General features: G+C 65.5%; 19 protein-coding genes and 1 tRNA gene. 10 read left to right on the forward strand and 10 right to left on the reverse strand.

Annotated features, from left to right (window positions below):
• Nucleotides 1–31: 31 nt before the first annotated feature.
• Both NDI89_RS02440 and minD read right to left on the reverse strand, forming a co-directional pair.
• Complete coding sequence (locus NDI89_RS02440) at nt 32–565, reverse strand: DUF8159 domain-containing protein (protein ID WP_277519927.1); 534 nt, start codon at nt 563–565, stop codon at nt 32–34.
• A 309-nt stretch (nt 566–874) separates the two neighbouring features.
• Nucleotides 875–1,762 (reverse strand): cell division ATPase MinD, encoded by an 888-nt coding sequence (minD, locus tag NDI89_RS02445; RefSeq protein WP_277519928.1) that lies wholly within the window; start codon nt 1,760–1,762, stop codon nt 875–877.
• Between the two features lie 189 nt (nt 1,763–1,951).
• Between minD and prf1 the strand changes: the two genes are divergently transcribed.
• From prf1 to NDI89_RS02490, 9 genes are all read left to right on the forward strand, one after another.
• Nucleotides 1,952–3,211 (forward strand): peptide chain release factor aRF-1, encoded by a 1,260-nt coding sequence (prf1, locus tag NDI89_RS02450; protein WP_277519929.1) that lies wholly within the window; start codon nt 1,952–1,954, stop codon nt 3,209–3,211.
• 219 nt (nt 3,212–3,430) lie between these two features.
• Nucleotides 3,431–3,946: a hypothetical protein gene (locus NDI89_RS02455; protein ID WP_277519930.1), complete on the forward strand. Its 516-nt coding sequence runs from the start codon at nt 3,431–3,433 to the stop codon at nt 3,944–3,946.
• Between the two features lie 357 nt (nt 3,947–4,303).
• A complete protein-coding gene (locus NDI89_RS02460) occupies nt 4,304–4,495 on the forward strand; it encodes a hypothetical protein (protein WP_277519931.1) in 192 nt (63 codons plus the stop codon).
• On the forward strand, nt 4,495–4,641 hold the full coding sequence (locus tag NDI89_RS02465; protein ID WP_277519932.1) for a hypothetical protein: 147 nt from the start codon (nt 4,495–4,497) through the stop codon (nt 4,639–4,641). The genes NDI89_RS02460 and NDI89_RS02465 overlap by 1 nt, the downstream gene beginning before the upstream one ends.
• A gap of 101 nt (nt 4,642–4,742) precedes the next feature.
• Nucleotides 4,743–5,672 (forward strand): NAD-dependent epimerase/dehydratase family protein, encoded by a 930-nt coding sequence (locus NDI89_RS02470; protein ID WP_277519933.1) that lies wholly within the window; start codon nt 4,743–4,745, stop codon nt 5,670–5,672.
• A 113-nt stretch (nt 5,673–5,785) separates the two neighbouring features.
• Entirely contained in the window at nt 5,786–6,964 is a 1,179-nt protein-coding gene (locus NDI89_RS02475; protein ID WP_277519934.1) for a lysylphosphatidylglycerol synthase transmembrane domain-containing protein, read from the forward strand.
• 7 nt (nt 6,965–6,971) lie between these two features.
• The gene (locus tag NDI89_RS02480; RefSeq protein WP_277519935.1) at nt 6,972–8,138 is read left to right on the forward strand and encodes an alpha-1 4-glucan-protein synthase; all 1,167 of its coding nucleotides are present in this window, start codon (nt 6,972–6,974) and stop codon (nt 8,136–8,138) included.
• Between the two features lie 25 nt (nt 8,139–8,163).
• Entirely contained in the window at nt 8,164–9,297 is a 1,134-nt protein-coding gene (locus tag NDI89_RS02485; protein WP_277519936.1) for an extracellular solute-binding protein, read from the forward strand.
• 21 nt (nt 9,298–9,318) lie between these two features.
• Nucleotides 9,319–11,529 carry an ArnT family glycosyltransferase gene (locus tag NDI89_RS02490; RefSeq protein ID WP_425607747.1) on the forward strand — a complete coding sequence of 737 codons (2,211 nt, stop codon included), beginning with the start codon at nt 9,319–9,321 and terminating at the stop codon, nt 11,527–11,529.
• Nucleotides 11,530–11,610: 81 nt separating this feature from the next.
• On the opposite strand, the gene NDI89_RS02495 is transcribed toward NDI89_RS02490, so the two are convergent.
• The 3 genes from NDI89_RS02495 to NDI89_RS02505 all read right to left on the reverse strand — a co-directional run bounded on the left by NDI89_RS02495 (nt 11,611) and on the right by NDI89_RS02505 (nt 14,605).
• Nucleotides 11,611–12,360 carry a dolichyl-phosphate hexose transferase gene (locus NDI89_RS02495; RefSeq protein ID WP_277519938.1) on the reverse strand — a complete coding sequence of 250 codons (750 nt, stop codon included), beginning with the start codon at nt 12,358–12,360 and terminating at the stop codon, nt 11,611–11,613.
• A gap of 65 nt (nt 12,361–12,425) precedes the next feature.
• Nucleotides 12,426–14,063, reverse strand: coding sequence for a GMC family oxidoreductase (locus NDI89_RS02500; RefSeq protein ID WP_277519939.1), 1,638 nt, complete (start codon nt 14,061–14,063; stop codon nt 12,426–12,428).
• Nucleotides 14,060–14,605 carry a gluconate 2-dehydrogenase subunit 3 family protein gene (locus tag NDI89_RS02505; RefSeq protein ID WP_277519940.1) on the reverse strand — a complete coding sequence of 182 codons (546 nt, stop codon included), beginning with the start codon at nt 14,603–14,605 and terminating at the stop codon, nt 14,060–14,062. Before NDI89_RS02505 ends, NDI89_RS02500 begins: the two co-directional genes overlap by 4 nt.
• A 211-nt stretch (nt 14,606–14,816) precedes the next feature.
• On the opposite strand from NDI89_RS02505, the gene NDI89_RS02510 reads away from it, so the two are divergent.
• Nucleotides 14,817–16,451 carry an ABC transporter permease gene (locus NDI89_RS02510; RefSeq protein ID WP_277519941.1) on the forward strand — a complete coding sequence of 545 codons (1,635 nt, stop codon included), beginning with the start codon at nt 14,817–14,819 and terminating at the stop codon, nt 16,449–16,451.
• Between the two features lie 38 nt (nt 16,452–16,489).
• Here NDI89_RS02510 and NDI89_RS02515 read toward each other — a convergent pair whose 3' ends face one another.
• The 5 genes from NDI89_RS02515 to NDI89_RS02535 all read right to left on the reverse strand — a co-directional run bounded on the left by NDI89_RS02515 (nt 16,490) and on the right by NDI89_RS02535 (nt 19,089).
• A complete protein-coding gene (locus NDI89_RS02515; RefSeq protein WP_277519942.1) occupies nt 16,490–17,191 on the reverse strand; it encodes an SOS response-associated peptidase in 702 nt (233 codons plus the stop codon).
• 771 nt (nt 17,192–17,962) lie between these two features.
• A tRNA-Ser gene (locus NDI89_RS02520) sits at nt 17,963–18,043 on the reverse strand.
• 47 nt (nt 18,044–18,090) lie between these two features.
• On the reverse strand, nt 18,091–18,336 hold the full coding sequence (locus NDI89_RS02525; protein ID WP_277519943.1) for a DUF7981 family protein: 246 nt from the start codon (nt 18,334–18,336) through the stop codon (nt 18,091–18,093).
• A gap of 7 nt (nt 18,337–18,343) precedes the next feature.
• The gene (locus NDI89_RS02530) at nt 18,344–18,733 is read right to left on the reverse strand and encodes a Rid family detoxifying hydrolase (RefSeq protein WP_277519944.1); all 390 of its coding nucleotides are present in this window, start codon (nt 18,731–18,733) and stop codon (nt 18,344–18,346) included.
• A gap of 62 nt (nt 18,734–18,795) precedes the next feature.
• On the reverse strand, nt 18,796–19,089 hold the full coding sequence (locus tag NDI89_RS02535; RefSeq protein WP_277519945.1) for a hypothetical protein: 294 nt from the start codon (nt 19,087–19,089) through the stop codon (nt 18,796–18,798).
• Between the last annotated feature and the right edge of the window lie 201 nt (nt 19,090–19,290).

A 19,290-nucleotide genomic window follows, 5' to 3' on the forward strand; every position in this document is an offset into this window, starting at 1 on the left:
AGAACAGACCGTCTGTGTACCGTTCCGGTACTTACTCCGTCTCGTCGGCGGTATCGAGGACGGTCTCGATGAACTCGTCCTCGCTCATCTCGTCGTTGATGTACTCGAGCGCCCACTGGACGTCGACGTAGAACGACATCACCTGCGTGCCGTCCTGCTCGAGTACCCACGTGACGCTGTCGACTTCGGCTTTGAACTTCTCGGCGTCCGTGATCGCCGCGGCGATGGTCTCCGCGAGCGAGTGCAGCTCCTTCTTCAGCGTGTCGGGATCGGTCGTGGTCGTCGTCGCGACGACGTCGACCTCCTTGCCGTTCTTGTTGACGTCTTCGACCGACATCTTGTCGCTGTCCAGTTTCAGCTTGTCACGGTCGAGCCCCGGAACGTCCGCGTCGCCGTCAGTCTCGTTGGTATCGCCGTTGTCGTCGGTATTGTCGTTGTCGTTGAGCGATTCGTCGGAATCGTCGCCGTTCGGTCCCGACTCGTCGCCGGTCTCGTCACTGGAACAACCCGCGAGCACGGTTGCGAGCGCTGCACCACTGCCGAGGAGGATCTTTCGTCGCTCCATGGATCACCCATCGAGAACAGTCATGATTAGTAATCAGTTCGTTATCGTTTCTGTCCCCGAGATCGACCGTTTCGTACGACGAACGTCGGCGAAACCGGGTCGGAAGGGACCGACAAACGGGTCGAAAACGGCCCCATTCCGACACGAAACGGCCTCGAGACCGGACGGACGGTCAGCCCCCGCTGACAGTCTCTAACTGGCGGTAATCACCGCGTTCGAAGGGACGGAGTCGATCGGGGTGCGAACCGACGGGAGAAGGAACCACTTACCGTCACGTTTCGGGCGCGGTCGCGTCGACGCGGACCTCACTCAGGAATCCGACTCGGCTTCCGTGATCGCACTCGAAACGTCGTCGTGTGCCGCTTCTCGTTCGGTCGCGTCGTCGTTTCCGCCGGCCGAATCGGTCCCGGCGTCGGCGTCTGCCCCTGTCGAGCCGGTGGACGCAGTTCCGTCGTCAGTGGCCCCGTCGTCCGCCGGGACCGACGTTTCGACGCCGGTCAAGTCCGCTGCGATCCGACGGTACGCGGTCGCGGCGGGCCCCTCGGGCTCGAAGACGACTAGCGGCGTCCCGGCGTAAACGCTATCGCGGGCGGCGGGGTCTTCGGGAACCGTTCCGAGCAGGGGCACCTCGAGGCGGTCGGCGATCTCCTCGTGGGAGACGTCGCCGTCCGGGCGAGTCCTGGTGAGGACGAGGCCGGCGACCTCGCCGCCGGATCGGTCCGTCAGCTCGATGGTCTTCTTGGTGTCGTGGACGGCGGCGGGTTCGGGCGTCGAGACCAGGACGACGGCGTCGGCGAGCCCCAGCGGGAGGACGGTCTCGTGGCTGATGCCGGCGCCGACGTCGAGAAAGACGTAGTCGAACTGCGATCGCAGCTCCTCGACGACCTCGCGCAGCCCTTCCGGGGAGGTCTTGGCGTACTCGTCGAGGCTCGTGCCGCTCGGGACGGCGACGATGTTGTCCGCCAGTCGATAGGTGGCGTCGTCGATCGATGCGTCTCCGGCTAACACGTCGTATAGAGTAGTCGAGTCGGGGGAGAGGCTGACGAACCCGGCGAGGTTCGCCATACCGAGATCGGCGTCGACGATCGCGACGCGCTCCCCGGCCTCCGCGAGGGCCGTGCCGAGGTTTACCGTCGTCGTCGTCTTGCCGACGCCGCCCTTCCCGCTCGAAATAGCATAGACCGTCTCGTGGGACATACTCGGGTACTGTCCGAACAGTGGAACGGGAACACCTTAAATCGTCACCACACGGTCCGTGTCGACCGGACGACAGATGTCTGACCAGCGTCGAACGTGTTCCCGTCCGTATGCCGGACCGGCCGACCCGGTCTCACGTCGACGGGTGTGTCAAAGGATTCTTACCCACAGCCCCGTTTTATACGGCTAATGAGCCAGGAGGGCGCGCAGGAGCAATCAGACCGGAAAAAGTACGAGTTCCGGAAGGTCATCGAGGACCTCAAGGACTACGACGGCTCCGGGACGCAGCTCGTGACGATCTACATCCCCGACGACAGACAGATCAGTGACGTCGTCCAGCACGTCACCCAGGAACACAGCGAAGCGGCCAACATCAAATCGAAGCAGACCCGAACGGCCGTCCAGGACGCGCTGACGAGTATCAAAGACCGGCTGCGCTACTACGACACCTACCCGCCGGACAACGGCATCGTGCTGTTCTCGGGTGCCGTCGACTCCGGCGGCGGCCGCACCGAAATGGTCACCAAGGTCCTCGAGAGCCCGCCCCAGCCCATCGAGTCCTTCCGCTATCACTGCGACTCCGACTTCCTGACGGAGCCCCTCGAGGAGATGTTGGCCGACAAGGGCCTCTACGGCCTGATCGTCCTCGACCGCCGCGAGGCCAACGTCGGCTGGCTGAAGGGGAAACGCATCGAGCCGGTCAAGTCCGCCTCCTCGCTGGTCCCCGGCAAGCAGCGAAAGGGTGGCCAGTCCGCCCAGCGATTCGCCCGCCTGCGACTCGAGGCCATCGACAACTTCTATCAGGAGGTCGCGGGGATGGCCAACGACCTGTTCGTCCCGCAGCGCCACGAAATCGACGGCATCCTCGTCGGCGGTCCCTCGCCAACCAAAGACGAGTTCCTCGACGGTGACTACCTCCACCACGAACTGCAGGACGAGGTGCTGGGCAAGTTCGACGTCGCCTACACCGACGAATCCGGCCTGAAAGACCTCGTCGACAACGCCGAGGACGCGCTGGCCGACGCCGAGGTGATGAAGGACAAGAAGGTGATGGAGGAGTTCTTCGAGGAACTCAACGCCGGCGACCTCGCGACCTACGGGTTCGAGCAGACCCGCCGGAACCTGATGATGGGATCGGTCGACCGCCTCCTCATCAGCGAGGACCTCCGGAAGGACGTCATTACCTACGAGTGTCCCGAGTGCGACACCACGGAGCGCGAGGTCGTCGACCGCCGCAAGTCGACGCCGACCCACACCTGTACCGAGTGCGGGACCGACGTCGAGGGGAGCGAGGACGCCCGCGAGGACGCGATCGACCATCTCATCGAGATCGCCGAACAGCGCGGGACCGAGACCAAGTTCATCTCGACGGACTTCGAGAAGGGCGAACAGCTGCTGAACGCCTTCGGCGGGTTTGCGGGCCTGCTTCGGTACTCGACGGGCGTCTAACGCTGCCGTTCTCCGGTTTTGTTCGTCGGTATCGACCTTGATCTCGAGGGATGATCAGTACAGATGCAGCACGTGTAATTCGATTAATCAGGCCATCAAAAACCAATTTTCTACCGGTTCCCCCTCAAGTGAATGTTGTACCGTGTTATATGAACCCATATATTAATAATAAATTCTGAAGGTTTCAAGTGTCTCCCCTTCCTGTATAGAATGAGACATATGATGGGCGGTGATCAGCAAACGTTCGATCTCGTTATTGACCTCGTAGAAGCGTGGATTCCCGAGAAGGCGTATGGACATGAACGGGACTTTCAGAGCGAACTTCAGGATTACCTCGATTATGAACTCAACGAGAGGCAAGGAGGCGGTGGAATGGGTCAACAACGAGAACTTCCCGTATCGACCGAGCGAGGGAAGGCGAAAGCCGATGTCGTTGTCGACGATCTCGTCGGCATCGAACTGAAGCGCGACCTTACAAACAGTCAGAGAAACAAACTTGATGGACAGATCAACGAGTATCTGAAGGAATATCCATACGTCATCGTCTGTACCTGTGGAATCCAGGATCTGGATGGCTGGCGTCGGCTCAAAAACGAATACGAGGGGTCCTCTGGATTCGGGATGAATCAACAGGAGGTCGTGTTCATCCACAAGCGAACGGAGAACTTCGGCAAAGATCCGTCTGAATTCCGTGAGAACAACGATGGGATCTTTGGCGGTGGTAGCATCCTCTAATGGCGGATATGACTCGTGTATGAGCGTCTCCGAGTTGAATACCGACGTTCTATTTCTCAACCGGAATTCGGCGGATCATCTGGCGCTGCTCGCTCAGCCCACCATCTATTCATCAGTGAAAACAATAGTTATAAGTAACAACGAATAGAGTATTAAATCGGAGGCTACGTCTCCAACGGGGGCGTACGCAAACGCCCCGGGTGGTGGCACACCCGAGACTAGCTTCCAAACCCAACACACGGGTTTCCGGAAGCATGATTCCGTACATTCTACCGGGATATAAACGTCCCGCACGACAGCCGAATCGCCAGCCGCAACTAGCTTCGGTTCCGACGCCGGTCTCGAGGCGCAATCACCATGTCTAACGACGGCGACCCGCTCGCGGAGCGCCCGTCGTCGCGTCCCGACTGTCCGAACTGCGGCGAGCCCGTCAGCATCGTGACCTCGAGCAGGCTGTACAGGGGCACCGTCTCCCCCTGTGGCTGCTCGGTGAATCCGGGTCTCCTCACGACCGACCCCGCCGACCGCGGGCTGGGGACCGGCGAGTGATGACCGGGCCTCGAGTCACGGAGTCGAAGCGCTGTCCCGACTGTGGGGCGGTACTTCCACTCTGCGACCCGATTGTGGGCTGGTGGCTCTGTGACGACTGCGAACTCGGGGTCGACGAGAACGGCGAACGCGTCACCGACCGGTAACCGCTAGCGCGGGTGCCGTTTGACTCGTCGTTCCGTTCGAATCGAGCTGTCTCCGAGATCGAAACGCAACTACTTACCACCCCGTCGCTGAACCACCGCCCATGTCCATCTCGAGCCGAGACGTACTCGTCACGGGCGGTGCCGGCTTCATCGGGTCGCATCTGACCGAACGCCTGCTCGCGGACGGCGCGAGCGTAACGATCGTCGACGATCTCTCGAACGGCGACCGCGACCGCGTACCCGAGGAAGCCGACTTCCTCGAGGCCGATCTCACCGATCCCGACGCCCTCGAGGGCCACCTCGACGGTATCGATCTCGTCTTCCATCTCGCGGCGTCGAAACACGTCGACACGGACCGGCCTCACGGCCAGTTCGACGACAACACGCGGATGACGCGCAACATCCTCGAGGCGATGGCCGACGCCGGCGTGACCGAGATCGCCTACACCTCCTCGTCGACGGTCTACGGCGAGGCCCCGCGGCCGACGCCGGAGGATTACGCGCCCCTCGAGCCGATCAGCGCCTACGGGGCGAGCAAGCTGGCCGACGAGGGGTTGCTCTCCGCGCGAGCGCACAGCCACGATCTCACGGTCTGGAACTTCCGATTCGCGAACGTGGTCGGGCCGCGGCTCCGCGGGGCAGTGATCCCGGATTTCATCGAGAAGCTTCGGGACGACCCCGAGCACCTGACGATTCTCGGCGACGGCCGACAGGAGAAGTCCTATCTGCACCTTGAGGACTGTCTCGACGCAATGTTGCACGTCGTCGAACACGCCGACGACGCGATGAACACGTACAACCTCGGCACGCGAACGACGACCTCGGTCGACCGGATCGCGGCCATCGTCGCCGAGGAGCTGGGCGTCGACCCCGACCACGAGTACACCGGCGGCGACCGGGGCTGGACCGGCGACGTCCCGAAGATGCGCCTCTCGATCGAGAAGCTCTCGGCGCTGGGCTGGGAACCCCGGCTCTCGAGCGACGAGGCGGTCCGCCGGTCGACGCGGGAGATCATCGACGAACTCCGCTGAGCGCGGACAGCTCGTTTCTTTTCGTCGCAGGAAACGGCCTCGAGAGCGACCATCGAGCCCGGTCCGACGCGTTTTAGGTGGGCTTAAATATCTGGGCTCGAGATGGTTCGACAATGAACGACGGCGGCGAGGATTCGAGCTCGCAGGACGCCGACCGCGGGTCGGGATCGGAGAGCGACGGATCGGCGAGCGGCGGCCTCGCGGGCGCGGTCACTCGCCGCCGACTGACGATCGCGGGGACGGTGCTCGTGGTGCTGGGACTGGTCGTCGCCCTTCGAGAGATCGATATCCGGACCGTCGGGGCCGAGATGGCGAACGCCGATCCGCTCGTTCTCGGCGCTGCGGTGGTCGTCTACGCGCTCTCGTGGCCGCTCCGGGGACGCCGATACGGCGACGTACTGGCCGCGATGGGATACCGCGGCGGGACGGTCCTCCCGACGCTGGCGGTCTTCGTCAGCCAGACCGCGAACCTCGCGATTCCGGCGCGAGCGGGCGACGCGGTCCGTGCGTACGTGATGAACGATCGCCGGGGCGTTCCCTACACAACCGGCTTCGCGTCGCTGGCCGTCGAGCGGGTGTTCGATCTGGCGACCATCGCCGCGCTCGCGGGCGTCGCGACGGCGTGGCTCGCGCTGGGTGGCACCGCCGGGCCGCTCGAGATCGTCTCGGAAGCCGGGGGCGCTCGGACCGCGCTGGTCGCCGCCGCGGCGGTCAGCACGGCCACCGTCGGCGTCGGGTTCGTCGTCGTCACGTCCGCTCGGGCCGATCACGGACTGGGGGGACGACTTCGGGCGCGAGTCGCCGGTCGGCCGCGCCTCGAGTCGGGTCTCGAGGCCGCGCTTCGCTTCGCGGGCGACGTTCAGGTCGTCGCTCGCCGGCCGAAAGCGGTGGCGACCATCGGCGCGGGGAGTCTACTGATATGGGCGCTGGACGTGCTCACAGCGGTCCTCGTCCTCGCGGCGCTGGGCAGCGGGCTCGGCGTCGCCACGCTGTTGGCGGTCGGAACGCTGGCCGTCAGCGTCGGGAACCTCGCGAAGGTGTTGCCATTGTCCCAGGGCGGCGTTGGCCTCTACGAGGCCGCGTTCACCGCGCTCGTCGTCGGGCTGACTCCCCTCGGCGCGAGTACGGCACTGGCCGCTGCGATCGTCGATCACGCGCTGAAAAACGGCGTCACGCTGGTCGGCGGGGCCGGTTCGGTCGCCTCGCTGGGGGTCTCGCTTTCGGACGCGGCGGATGCGAGCCAGGACGCGACGCGGGAGACCGACACGTTTTTAGGTGAGCCTAAAAGATAGCGGAGCAATGAGTCAGGATATCTGCGTCGTCGTCCCGACGATCCGAGAGTACGAGTGCATGCGGTCGTACTTCGCGAACGCGCGCGATCACGGCTTCGACCTCTCGCGGCTGCACGTCGTGCTCGTCACCGAGGACTTCTGTGACACCGACGAGATGGAAGCGATGCTCGAGGAGGAGGGCGTTTCGGGCGAGGTCTTCGACGGCAGTCGACGCGAGGAGTGGTACGCGGAGCACGACGTCGCCGAGTACGGCCACATCGTCCCGGCGGCGAGCCACGCCGAGACGAGCTTCGGCCTGCTCTACATGTGGGCCCACGACGAGTTCGAGTACGGCTTCTTCATCGACGACGACACGCTTCCCCACGAGGATCAGGACTTCTTCGGGACGCACATGGAGAACATCGCCTTCGAGGGCGAGATCGAGGCGGTCTCCTCCGACGAGCAGTGGGTCAACGTCCTCTACCAGAACGCCGACGAACACGGTCTCTACCCGCGTGGCTACCCCTATTCGGCGATGAACGAATCGGTCGAGACCGGGACGACCGAGATCGGGGGCGGCGAGGTCGTCGCCTCGCAGGGCCTGTGGACCAACGTGCCCGATCTGGACGCCGTCCGCATCCTCATGGACGGCGACCTCGAGGGCCAGGCCCAGACGCGAACCTCGAGCGACGACTTCGGCGACGACTTCGTCGCCGCGCGGCGCAACTACCTCACCGTCTGCTCGATGAACCTCGCCTTCCGACGCGAGGTGATCCCGGCCTTCTACCAGCTCCCGATGGACGACAACGAGTGGGAGGTCGGCCGGTTCGACGACATCTGGTCGGGCGTCTTCCTCAAGCGCGCCTGCGACGTCCTCGGCAAGCGGATCTACAACGGCGCGCCCCTCTGTGAGCACAACAAGGCCCCTCGGAGCACGTTCGACGACCTCAACAACGAGGTTCCGGGCCTCGAGCTGAACGAACACCTCTGGCGGATCGTCGACGACGTCGGGTCGGACGCGGACGACTACGCCGAGGTCTTCGAGGCCATGGCCGACGAACTCGCCGGGGGCGACTGGGAGGAGTACAACAACGGCGCGTTCTTCAACTACGTCGGCGAGCACATGCGCGACTGGCTCGAGTGCCTCTCGGCGCTCGAGCGCACCGCAACGGTTGTGGAGAATCGACGCTTATAAGTATATTTAGGTTAGCCTAAAACACATGACGAAGCAATACGATTCCACGGGACGGCGAACGTTCCTCGCCGGTTCGGCGGCGATCGGTACGGCCGGGCTGGCCGGCTGTACGGGTCTCATCGGCGGCGAAGACGAGGACGAAGACGGCGGCAACGTCTTCAATCAGATCGGTTCCGGGCGATCCGGTCGGGGCACGCCCGGCGGGACGCCGATGGCGGAGCTCCCCGATCTCGAGGGGGAACTGCACATCTACTCCGGTCGAAACGAGTTCCTCGTCGGAACGCTCATCAGCAGCCTCGTCGACGAGTACGACGACTTCGAGGTCGTCGGACCGCGCTACGGCGGCTCCGCCGATCTCGCGAACCAGATGGTCGAAGCGGGCTCGGGGACCGACGCGGACGTCTTCTTTACGGTCGACTCCGCCGCGCTCGGCGAGGTCGCGAACGAGGGGCTGTCTCGATCGCTGTCGGACGACGTCCTCGAGATGGTCCCCAGCGAGTTCCGGACCGATCAGTGGGTCGGCACCTCCGGTCGAATTCGGACGATCCCGTATAATACGGAGGAATACTCCGAGAGCGACCTGCCGACGAGCATCGACGCTTACGCCGACTTCGAGGGCGACCTCGGCTGGGCCCCCTCCTACGGCTCCTGCCAGTCGTTCGTCACCGCGATGCGCATCCTCCAGGGCGAAGAGGAGACCCGCGAGTGGCTCCAGAGCGTCGTCGACAACGGAATCCAGGCCTATCCCGACGAACTGGCGGTCTGTCAGGCCGTTGCAGACGGCGAAATCGACGCCGGCTTCACGAACCACTACTACATCCAGCGAGTGCTCGAGGGATCGCCGGACGCGCCGATCGCCACGACGTTCACCGAGGGCGACGCGGGCGCGACCTTCGACGTCGCGGGCGCGACCGTCATCGACAGCACGGACGTCCCCGATCTGGCCGAGAACTTCATCCGCCACCTGCTCTCGGCGGAAGCTCAGGAGTTCTTCGCCGTGGAGACGTTCGAGTACCCGCTGATCCCCGAGGCCGAACCGGTCGGCGATCTGCCGTCGATCGACGAGCTGAACGTCCCGGAGGACATCGACCTGACCGAACTGTCCGACCTTCAGCCGACGGTGGACCTGATGCGGAGCATCGACGGGATCAGCATCTAAGCTGTCCCCACTCTCCTCGTGATCCGCGATTCGCTTCGCCGCGTTCGGTCGTCGGAGTACGGTCCCGACCGAGTCCGTCGCGTCCACCTCGCCGCACTCGCCGTCGTCTGTCTCGCCGGCCTCGCAGTGGCGATACTCGCGACCGAGCTCTTTCCCTATCACTCGAGCAACGACGACGAGGGCGTCTACCTGCTGCAGGCCGCGTTGCTACTCGAGGGGCAACTCGAGATGCACGCCGGCGAGCTCGCCGACGCGTTCCGGCCGTGGTTTTTCGTTCAGGACGGCGGCCGACTCTATTCGAAGTACTCGCCGGTCATCCCCGCGATGTACGCCGTCTCGATGGCGCTGTTCGGCGAGCCGCGGGTGACGCTCGTCGCCGTCGCGGTGGGCAACACTGCGCTCGTTTACCTCCTCGGATCGATGGTGTTCGACCGATGGGTCGGCGTCGTCGCTGCGGCCGTCTTCGCCGCCGCCCCCATGACGCTACTGACGTCGTCGGTGTTTCTGCCGTACGCGCCGACGACGTTTCTGAATCTCCTCTTTGCGGTGTGGTACCTCCGCGGCGTCCGCACGGGGCGACTCCGCGACGCCGTCTCGGCGGGAGCGGCGATCGGGATCGCCTTCTTCGCGCGGCCGTACACCGCCGTCCTGTTCGCGCTCCCATTCATCTGTCACGCGGGCTGGTCCGTGCTGCGATCGGCTCGCGACCGCTGGTGGCAGCGGGGATTCCGACCGCTTCCGGACGCCGTTCGACGGAACGCCGCGACCGCCGCGGTCGGACTGGCTCTCGTCGGGCTGACGCTCGCGTACAACGCTCGCGTCACGGGGTCGCCCCTCACCTTCCCCTACGCCGCGTTCGCCCCGCTCGACGGGCCCGGGTTCGGCCACCGCGAACTCCTCGATCACTCGCTGGAGTACACGCCGGCCGTCGCCCTCGAAGCGAACGGTGCCGCCCTCTGGTACTTCGCCACCCGGTGGTTCACCGCGGGCCTGCTGGGAACAGGCACCGCGCTGCTGGGGACGGCAGTCGCGCTGTGGCGCTGGCTCCCCGGTCGCGACGCCGACAGCGAGCGCCGGAGCGATCGAACCGCGGGCCTGCTGATGGCCGCGCTCTTCGCCTCCGTGACGCTCGGGAATTTCGCGTTCTGGGGCAACTACAACGTCCACGCCGGGATGGCCGATCCGACCACCGGGCTGCTCTCGAAGTTCGGCCCGTTCTATCACTTCGACCTGCTCGTCCCCCTCTCAATCTTCGCCGGGTTCGCCGTCGCCGTCGGGTTCCGGCGGTGTCGCGACGCCGCGCTCCGAAGCCGGATCGCCGCCGTCGCGTCGCCGCGAACGGCCCGCGCCCTCGTCCTCGCCGCCCTGCTCGTGAGCGTCCTCGTCGCCGGCGCGGCCAACGCCGCCCTCCTCTCGGCTCCGGTCGAGCGCAACGCCGCCCACACCGAGCGGTTCGAGTCGGCCTACGAGCCGTTCGAGGACCGCGACCTCGAGAACGCGCTGATCGTCCTGCCGGCACCCTACGGCCAGTGGCAGAACCACCCGTTCCAGGCCCTTCGGAACGACGGCGGCCTCGACGGGGAGGTGGTCTACGCGCTCGAGGGCTCCCCGGAACGCGATTTCGCCGTCCTCGACGCCTATCCGAACCGCGACTACTACCAGTACAGGTACCGGGGCGCATGGACGGCCACGCCCGACGACGAGATCGTCGCCCAGATCGAACCGCTCTCGATCCGGTCGGGCGAGCGCCTCGAGGGGACCACCACCGTCGGAATCGCCAGTCGCGTCGATCGGGTCCGCGTTCGCCTCGAGAACGATGGCGAGGTCGCGAGCTACACCGTCGCCAACCCCGACAGCGAACTGTCGGTCGGGTGGTCACTCGAGGGCGACGCGGCGGGCGGCCGCGACGGCGGGGAGAACGCTACTGACGCCCGCGGGAGCGTCGCGCTGAACCGATCGCCGAACGAGACGGTATCGTTCGACGGGGCCGACGAGATCGTGCTGACGATCACCCAGGTCCAGCCGACGGGAGCGACGTACACCTACCGGCAGGAGGTGACCGTCCGTCCGACCGAGGAGGGCGTCGAGGCGATCTGGCCCCCCAAACGGACGGGCTGTCGGCTCGTCACCGACTGCGGCACCGAGGGGACCTATCTCCCCGACCGGCCGGAGACCCACAGCCAGTGGGAGACGTTCGAAACGCGACTCGAGCCGGCGCCTCGAGCGGACTGATCGGTGACGACGATGTCAGTTCGGGTCTGCGGACGCGTCCGCCGAACACGACTCCGGAGTGTCGAAAAATGACCGCGACCGCTACTGCGACGGGCGGTGTGGCAGCTCGCGGAGCCGCTCCTCGAGCGAGACTTTGACGATCGACCGCGCGATTTCGAGGCCGCCTTGCAGCGGATCGAGCTTCGTCTGGCCGGCGCGCTCGCGGTACTCGATGGGGTGCTCGCGCACGTCGTAGCCCCGCATCAGCGGGCGGATCAGGAGTTCGGCCGAGAGCCCGGTGTTCTCGGTCCACTCGATCGATTCGACCACGTCGCGGCGGTAGGCCCGCATGCCGGTCGTCGTGTCGTGGACGCGAGTGCCCATCAGGACGCTCGCTGCCGCCGCGAAGACCTGATTGCCGAAGCGGTTGAACCCGGGCATCGCGTCGGCACCGTGGTAGAGCCGATCGCCGCTGACGACGTCGTGGCCGTCGTTGATCAGCGCGAGGAACTCGGGCAGTTGCTCCATCGGATAGGTGTCGTCGCAGTCGGTCGTGACGACGATCGGACGGTCGGGCTCGAGGATCGCCGCGCGGACGGCGACGCCGTACCCCTGCGGTTCCTGTTCGATGACCGTGGCACCGTGCTCGCGAGCGATCTCGGGCGTGCGGTCCGAGGAGCCGTCGACGCAGACGACCTCCGCCTTCCCGTCCGTGACGTCCTCGATGTCTGAGAGTACTTTGCCGATCGCTTCCTCTTCGTTGTAGGTCCCCATGACGACGCTGATGTCGTCGAAGGTGTACTCCTTCTCCTCGCGTTCGGCCGTCGTCTCGGTCTGCTCTCCGCTACTCATTGGCGGTACTCTCTGCCCGCCGTATTTATATTTTTAGGTTCGCCTAAATCAGTGGCGGTCGGTAGTTACGCCGACTCGAGGACGTGATCCGCGGCCTTCAGCGCGAGCGCCGCGATCGTCAGCGTCGGATTCATCGCGCCGCCGGTCGGGAAGACGCTGCTCGAGGCGATCCAGCAGTTCTCGAGGTCGTGCGTCCGCAGGTCGGGGCCGACGACGCTCTCGGCGGGGTCCGTTCCCATACGGGTCGTACCCATGTGGTGGTTCGTCGGAACGGTGTTTTCGGGACCCTGCTGCCACTCGATCTCGGCACCCAGCTCCTCGAAGACCTCCCGCTGGATCTCGTTCGCCCGCTCCATCGTCCGGCGCGCTCGATCGCCGACGGTCCAGTGAACGTCGGGGACGGGGTTGCCCCGATCGTCGGTCCGCTCGGGATCGAGCCCGACGTAGCTGTCCTCGCGGGGGAGCTGTTCGATCAGCGCGCCCATGGCGATGTGGGACCCGTAGTCGCCCCGGATCCGCTCGAGCAAGTCGTCGCCCCAGTCGTCGCCGGTCAGCGCCATGCCGACCGGCGAGGGGCCGGCGAAGTTGAAGAACTCGAGTTTGAAGGGCGCGTACTCCGCGTCGGCGTCGTCGTAGAACTGGTGGGACTCGCTGGTCAGGAAGCCCACGTGGTTCTGCCGGGTCGGCTCGTCGAGGACGCCGAACGTGCCCGCGAAGGAGTGTTCCATGAAGTACCGGCCGACGAGGCCGCTCGAGTTAGCCAGTCCGTCGGGGTAGCGACTCGACTCCGAGAGGAGCAGCAGGCGGGGCGTCTCGACGCCGCCGCAGGCGACGACGAAGGCGTCGGCCTCCTGCCGGTGGCGCTCGTCGTCCGGCGTGGCGTAGACGGCCGCCGAAATCGAGTCGGCGTCGTGCTCGAGGCGCTGGACGGGTGCGCGATCGATCACGGTCGCGCCCTCGCGCTCGGCGCGCTCGACGTGGACGGTCGCGTCGTACTTCGCGCCGGAGGGACAGACCGGGCGACAGGTGCCGTAGCCGACGCAGGCGCTGCGGTCGCCGTAGCTCTCCGAGTTGCGCGCGTTCGGCACGGAGTGCATCGCGATCTCGAGTTCGTCGCAGGCCTCGGCGAACAGCGAGTCGCTGTAGGAGGGCGGGAACGCCGGCATCGGATGCGGCTCCTCGCGGGGCGGTGCGAAGGGGTTGTCGGCGGCCCCGGCGACCCCCAGTTCCCGCTCGGCTCGGGCGTAGTACGGTCGGAGGTCCTCGTAGTCGATCGGCCAGTCCGCGCCGACCCCGCGGACGCTCCGAGAGTTGAAATCGGCCTCGTGAAGGCGCATGACCATCCCCTGCCAGTGGAGCGTCGACCCGCCGACGCCCTTGACCCGGGCGCGGTTCAGCGGGTACTGTCGGTCGCCCGACGCGGAGTACGCGTCGCGTTCGGCGTCGCCGTCCCAGACGTCCTGCCGATCGTACGACGGTCTGATCGCCCGTTCCTGTCTGGCGAGCCTGTCGGCCGGATCGAACCGCGGCCCCGCCTCGAGGATCACGACCTCGCGACCCGCCTCGGCGAGCCGATCCGCGACGATCCCCCCCGCGGGTCCCGCGCCGATCACGCAGACGTCCGCGTCCGCGACAGGCGTCCGGTCGGCGTCCGCATCGGTGGCGGTCTCCGCGGATTCGGCGGGCGGACGAGTCCCGCTCACGCGTCCGGCCCCCGTTGATAGCTCTCGAGGCCGCCCGGATGGCCCTGCGGGTTCTCGAGACCGACCAGTTCCCCGCCCGTCGGCGAGGTGTACAGTGCCAGTAGGAGGTCGTTAACGACGTAGTAGCGGATCCGTTCGCGAGCACTCCCGTCGGGGTTTTCCGCGGCGGTGTCCGCACCGACTTCGCGCAGGAATCGATCCCGATCGTCCGGTGCAAGCGTCGGGAAGGGGTCGTCGTACCAGCTCTCGGCGAGGTCGTTCAGTTCCGCGACCGTCGCGTCCAGGGCCACAGCATGCGATCGATCCTCGAGTCGTCCCTCGAGGAACGCGTCGACGAACGACGCCGTACCGGTGACCGCGCTGGGATAGACGACCTCGGCGGCCGCGACCATCGTTTCGCGAATCCGCTCGGTATCGACGTCGGCCGCCGAACCGCCGTCGTTCTCGGGGGTCGAACCGGGCGGGGCGACACAGCCCGACAGCGTCCCACCGGCCCCGAGTGCGGCCAGCGCGGCGACCGCGTCTCGCCTGGTCAGCTCCATGTGAGCGGATTAGGTGAACCTAAACCTTATACTCGTTGGAACGGGACGATTCGATATCGAGGCGTAGTACCGGTCGAACGCGAAGGGGGGTCGTCCATCACGGCGAATCCGGACGCCCGGAGGAGAATCGCCAACTATTCCGTCGCGTCCGACCGACTACCGAACACGCCCCACCGCTTGCGCACCCGGTACTACTACCGCTGACTCACCTATGAGATCGCTCCGCTCACGACGACCCGAAACGACCGACGGACCGCCGCTCGGGCTGTTGCTCCTGTCCGGTGTCATCGCCGTGGGTATGCTGTTCCCGCTCACGTATCTCGTGTTCACGGCGACGACCGTCGACACGGCCCGGCTCTGGGAGATGCTCGTCCGTCCACAGACCGCGACAGTCGTAATGAACAGCCTTTTGCTAATGGCCGGCGTCACGGTGTCCTCGGCGCTGATCGGCGTTCCGCTGGCGTGGCTCACCGTCCAGACGGACATCCCCTTCCGCCGGTTCTGGTCCGTCGTCGCCGCCCTCCCGCTGGTCGTCCCGAGCTATATCGGTGCGTTCACCTTCGTCTCCGCCTTCGGTCCGCGAGGCGAGTTCCAGTCGATTCTCGAGCCGCTCGGCATTCAGACGCTCCCGGAGATTTACGGCCTCCCCGGTGCGACGCTGGTCATCACCCTCTACACCTACCCGTACGTCTACCTGACGACGCGTGCGGCCCTGCTCTCGTTCGACACGACGCTTCTCGACGCCGCCCGAACCCTGAACCACGATACGTGGTCGGCCTTCCGCCGCGTGACGCTCCCGCAGGTCCGCCCCGCCGTCGTCGCCGGCAGCCTGCTCGCAGCGCTGTACGCCGTCTCGGACTTCGGCACGCCGGCGATCATGCGGCTCCCGGTCTTCACCCAGCAGATCTACGTCGAATACAGGAGCTTCGGCGTGGACTACGCGTCCTTCCTCTCGCTCCAGTTGCTCGCCATCGTCGTCGTCGTCCTCGTCCTCGAGTGGTACGTCCGACCGAACCGAACGGTTCAGGGCGACGGCTCGGAACGCTCGAGCGACCCGGTCGTCGAACTCGGTCGGTGGCGGTGGCCGGCGACGCTGATTCCCGCGAGCGTGACGGGGATCGCGCTGCTGGTCCCCCTCTGGATTCTCGGGCTCTGGCTCGTGACGGCCGATCCGGACGCGCGGCCCTCGCTGGCGTTCGAACTCGAGTACGCCCTCAACTCCGTGCTCGTCGCCGGCGGGGCCGCACTCGTCGCCGTGCTCGTCGCCGTGCCGGTCGCGTACGTGGCCGCCAGACACGAGTCGCCGCTGTCGACGATCTTCGAGCGGGCGACGTACGTCGGCTTCGCGGTGCCCGGCATCGTCCTCGGCCTCGCGCTCGTCTCGTTCGCGACGAGCTACGACGCCCTCCTCGATCAGTACAGTCTCACGATACTGCCGGAACTCCACCAGACGATTCCGCTGTTAGTGTTCGCCTACGTCGTGCGATTCATGCCGCAGGCGGTCGGCTCGGTTCGAACCACGACGCTGCAGGTCGACACGAAACTCGTCGAGGCCGCACAGACGCTCGGCGAGACGCCGCTTCGTACGTTTCGGAAGGTGACACTGCCGCTCATCGCCCCGGGTGTGACCGCCGGCGCGGCCCTCGTCTTCCTGACGACGATGAAAGAGCTCCCCGCGACCTTGCTCCTCCGGCCGACCGGGTTCGAAACGCTCGTGACGATCATCTGGAAGGCACAGGGCGAGGCGTTCTTCCAGTACGCGGTCATCCCCGCGTTGCTGTTGCTCGGCGTCTCCGGTCTCTCACTGCTCGTACTCCTCTCCCAGGGCGGCAGGGAAGGGCTCTGAGTCGCTTTCAGCGGTCGATCTCCGCTCCGACGATCCACTTACGCACTCTCGAGCGGCTCGATCAGCGACGGATCGTCCGTCGCCGGATCGTTCACCGCCGTCGAGACGGGATACGCGCGCATTCCGGCGGCGGAGTGGGGCTCGAGTAGCTCCCCCGGATCGTCGCCCGACAGCCACCGTCGCTCGGACTCGGGATCGAGGATCACGGCCATCCGGTGGTGGAGGTCCGAGACGAGGTCGTTCGGCTCGGTCGTGACGATGGTAAACGTCTCGAGCGGCCCGCTGTCGGTCTCATCGTCGACCCCGCCGCCGAAGGCGTCGAGGCCGGTCTGGGTCGTCTCCGGCTCCCACCGTTCCCAGAGGCCAGCCATCGCGAACACGCGGTCGTCCTCGAAGCACACTCGGTACGGTTGTTTCCCGTCCGCAGTCTCGACCCACTCGTAGAACCCGTCCGCGGGAACGAGACATCTCCGGCGTTCGTACGCCTCCCGAAAACTCGGCTTCTCGCCGACGGATTCCGCCCGCGCGTTGATCAGCCCGCCGCTGTCGTCGTCGGCCCACGACGGCACCAGCCCCCACTCGAGGTGCCGGAACGTCTCCGGCTCCTCGTTCGTGATCACCGGCAGCTCCTGTCCGGGAGCCACGTTGTAGCGAGGGGTGAACGCCGCGTCCCGAAACCGGGCGTCGAAGCGCTCCTCGAGGTCGTCCTGCTCGGCGACGAGCGTATAGCGACCGCACATAGTCGGACTTCGGGCTGCCGGACCAAAGGAGTGTCCGGTCGCGGTCGGTCGCGATAGCGCGAAATACCGGACGAAACGATCTCCGGTTACAGTAGTATGATGTCGTTACTCCGGTCCGAGCGACCGGTACGAGCCCCGTTACGATATCCGATCCCGGACGAGTCGATAGCGGGGTCATCATGGACAACCGATACGAAATGGTGGTGTGTCAAAGCGGCAGTCTCGAACTCAGAGATCCGGATGACCCCCGCTGCTGGATCTCGACTGACTCCCCGGTCGAACTCGAGCGCTGACACGCTCCTCCCCCTACCCTTCCCTGTTGACGTTACCTTCGACCAGCGGCGGCATCGAGAGCCGTCTCTTCGGGACGTCCCGGTCGGAATCACGAAAACGCCAGGACAGGGATTCGAACCGCGGTCGGACGTGGGCGCTCGGATCGTTCGCTGTGCGCGACCTCCCCGATTCAAATCCACTTGTTGCGTTTCGTCGAAATCGCGACTCGCTCAGCTACGCATCGCTCGCCGGTCGATTTCGACAGAATATACCGTCAACTGTAACGGTTACACGCATTCGCCGCGCAGTCGCGGCGAATGCGTTCACTGACTTACAGTGACGGTATACGCCAGGACAGGGATTTGAACAGATGCGAGACGGTCGGCCTCACTCCGTTCGGCCGCGTGCGACTCGCGTGTTCACATCCTCTCGTTTGCGTTTCGTCGAAATCGCGACTCGCTCAGCTACGCATCGCTCGTCGGTCGATTTCGACAGAAACGCCAGGACAGGGATTTGAACCCTGAATCCCAAAGGGAACACGCTTTCCAGGCGTGCGCCTTACCGTTCGGCCATCCTGGCTCAGGTCATCCTAACCGCGTCCGTCGTTTAACTGTTACGAGATACGCCTATCTCTCCCCGCGATCGGCCGCCCGCGCGGCGAGTCGGGGCTCGAGCAGGTACGCGCCCGCTCCGGCACTCACGCCGACCAGCGATGCGAGCGCCAGCGCCTGGGTGATCGTCACGAGCGGGTCGACGAGCAGCGCGTAGCCCTGGACGAGCACCAGGAACGACAGGAGTCCGACGAGCCCCCACAGGAACGCGGATTTGGTTCGCGGGTCGATTCCCATCCGCCCGGACGGGTAGCCGCTCACGCGTCCCTCACTCGTCCTGCTCGACGCTCGCGATGGCTTCGATCTCGACGCCGACACCCTTCGGGAGCGCGGCGACCTCGACGGCGCTGCGGGCCGGCGGCTGGTCGTCGAAGTAGTCGGCGTAGGCCTCGTTCATCGCGTCGAAGTCGTCGATGTCCGCGAGGAAGACGGTCACCTTGAGGACGTCCGCGTAGCTCGCGCCGGCCTCATCGAGGACGGCGTCGAGGTTGTAGAGGGCCTGGTTCGTCTGGTTCTCGATGGGTTCGTCGTCGAGCAGGTCGCCGTCGGCCGTCATGGGGATCTGGCCGGCGGTGAACACGAGCGAACCGTTGCTGGTCGCCTGACTATAGGCACCGACCGCGGCGGGCGCGTCGTCGGTCTCGATGATTCTCTTCATACCCGACACCTCGCGCCGAGGCGGCTTAAAAGCGGGCGAAGTCGCGGTCGCGATGGGACGATTCAGGCCGTCCGATCCCGCCAGACAGTCAGTAATGCCAATCCGAAGAACGTCATACAACAGGTCCAGAACAGAATCGCGGTCGACAACCCAATCGAGGTGGGAATCGAAACGAGCGTTCCGCTATACAAACCGATGACGAGATCGAAGCCGACCCAGCAGAGGAGCGCTGCGACGAAGTAATACCAGCTTCTGTGCGGATCGAACCGCCATTTGACCGCGAGAAACAGAACGAGACCGAACAGGGGAATCGAAAGATCCAGCGCTCTCGTTCCACCCCCGATCCACTCTAACATCGGTTCGAACTGATACCCACCTCTTCATTACTCTTGTTATCTCGCTAACTAGTTGGCGAGGCTCGTCGAACGAGTGTGTGATAGTCGCGGTTCGCACACGGACCTGTCGCGAGTGCCGTGTTAGCGACACGGTCCTCGAGATAGTAGATCGGCAGTCGATACGGGAGTCACCGTTTCCCCGAATCGGCGGGCCGTGGCGCG

The sequence above is a fragment of the Natrinema salsiterrestre genome, from assembly GCF_029502005.1.
Taxonomy (GTDB): Archaea; Halobacteriota; Halobacteria; order Halobacteriales; family Natrialbaceae; genus Natrinema; species Natrinema salsiterrestre.

What these genes read in the sequence shown, in the direction of transcription:
- NDI89_RS02440 (WP_277519927.1), bottom strand. Translation starts at nt 565, where the DNA reads ATGGAGCGACGAAAGATCCTCCTCGGCAGTGGTGCAGCGCTCGCAACC.
- minD (WP_277519928.1), bottom strand. Translation starts at nt 1,762, where the DNA reads ATGTCCCACGAGACGGTCTATGCTATTTCGAGCGGGAAGGGCGGCGTC.
- prf1 (WP_277519929.1), top strand. Translation starts at nt 1,952, where the DNA reads ATGAGCCAGGAGGGCGCGCAGGAGCAATCAGACCGGAAAAAGTACGAG.
- NDI89_RS02455 (WP_277519930.1), top strand. Translation starts at nt 3,431, where the DNA reads ATGATGGGCGGTGATCAGCAAACGTTCGATCTCGTTATTGACCTCGTA.
- NDI89_RS02460 (WP_277519931.1), top strand. Translation starts at nt 4,304, where the DNA reads ATGTCTAACGACGGCGACCCGCTCGCGGAGCGCCCGTCGTCGCGTCCC.
- NDI89_RS02465 (WP_277519932.1), top strand. Translation starts at nt 4,495, where the DNA reads ATGACCGGGCCTCGAGTCACGGAGTCGAAGCGCTGTCCCGACTGTGGG.
- NDI89_RS02470 (WP_277519933.1), top strand. Translation starts at nt 4,743, where the DNA reads ATGTCCATCTCGAGCCGAGACGTACTCGTCACGGGCGGTGCCGGCTTC.
- NDI89_RS02475 (WP_277519934.1), top strand. Translation starts at nt 5,786, where the DNA reads ATGAACGACGGCGGCGAGGATTCGAGCTCGCAGGACGCCGACCGCGGG.
- NDI89_RS02480 (WP_277519935.1), top strand. Translation starts at nt 6,972, where the DNA reads ATGAGTCAGGATATCTGCGTCGTCGTCCCGACGATCCGAGAGTACGAG.
- NDI89_RS02485 (WP_277519936.1), top strand. Translation starts at nt 8,164, where the DNA reads ATGACGAAGCAATACGATTCCACGGGACGGCGAACGTTCCTCGCCGGT.
- NDI89_RS02495 (WP_277519938.1), bottom strand. Translation starts at nt 12,360, where the DNA reads ATGAGTAGCGGAGAGCAGACCGAGACGACGGCCGAACGCGAGGAGAAG.
- NDI89_RS02505 (WP_277519940.1), bottom strand. Translation starts at nt 14,605, where the DNA reads ATGGAGCTGACCAGGCGAGACGCGGTCGCCGCGCTGGCCGCACTCGGG.
- NDI89_RS02510 (WP_277519941.1), top strand. Translation starts at nt 14,817, where the DNA reads ATGAGATCGCTCCGCTCACGACGACCCGAAACGACCGACGGACCGCCG.
- NDI89_RS02515 (WP_277519942.1), bottom strand. Translation starts at nt 17,191, where the DNA reads ATGTGCGGTCGCTATACGCTCGTCGCCGAGCAGGACGACCTCGAGGAG.
- NDI89_RS02530 (WP_277519944.1), bottom strand. Translation starts at nt 18,733, where the DNA reads ATGAAGAGAATCATCGAGACCGACGACGCGCCCGCCGCGGTCGGTGCC.
- NDI89_RS02535 (WP_277519945.1), bottom strand. Translation starts at nt 19,089, where the DNA reads ATGTTAGAGTGGATCGGGGGTGGAACGAGAGCGCTGGATCTTTCGATT.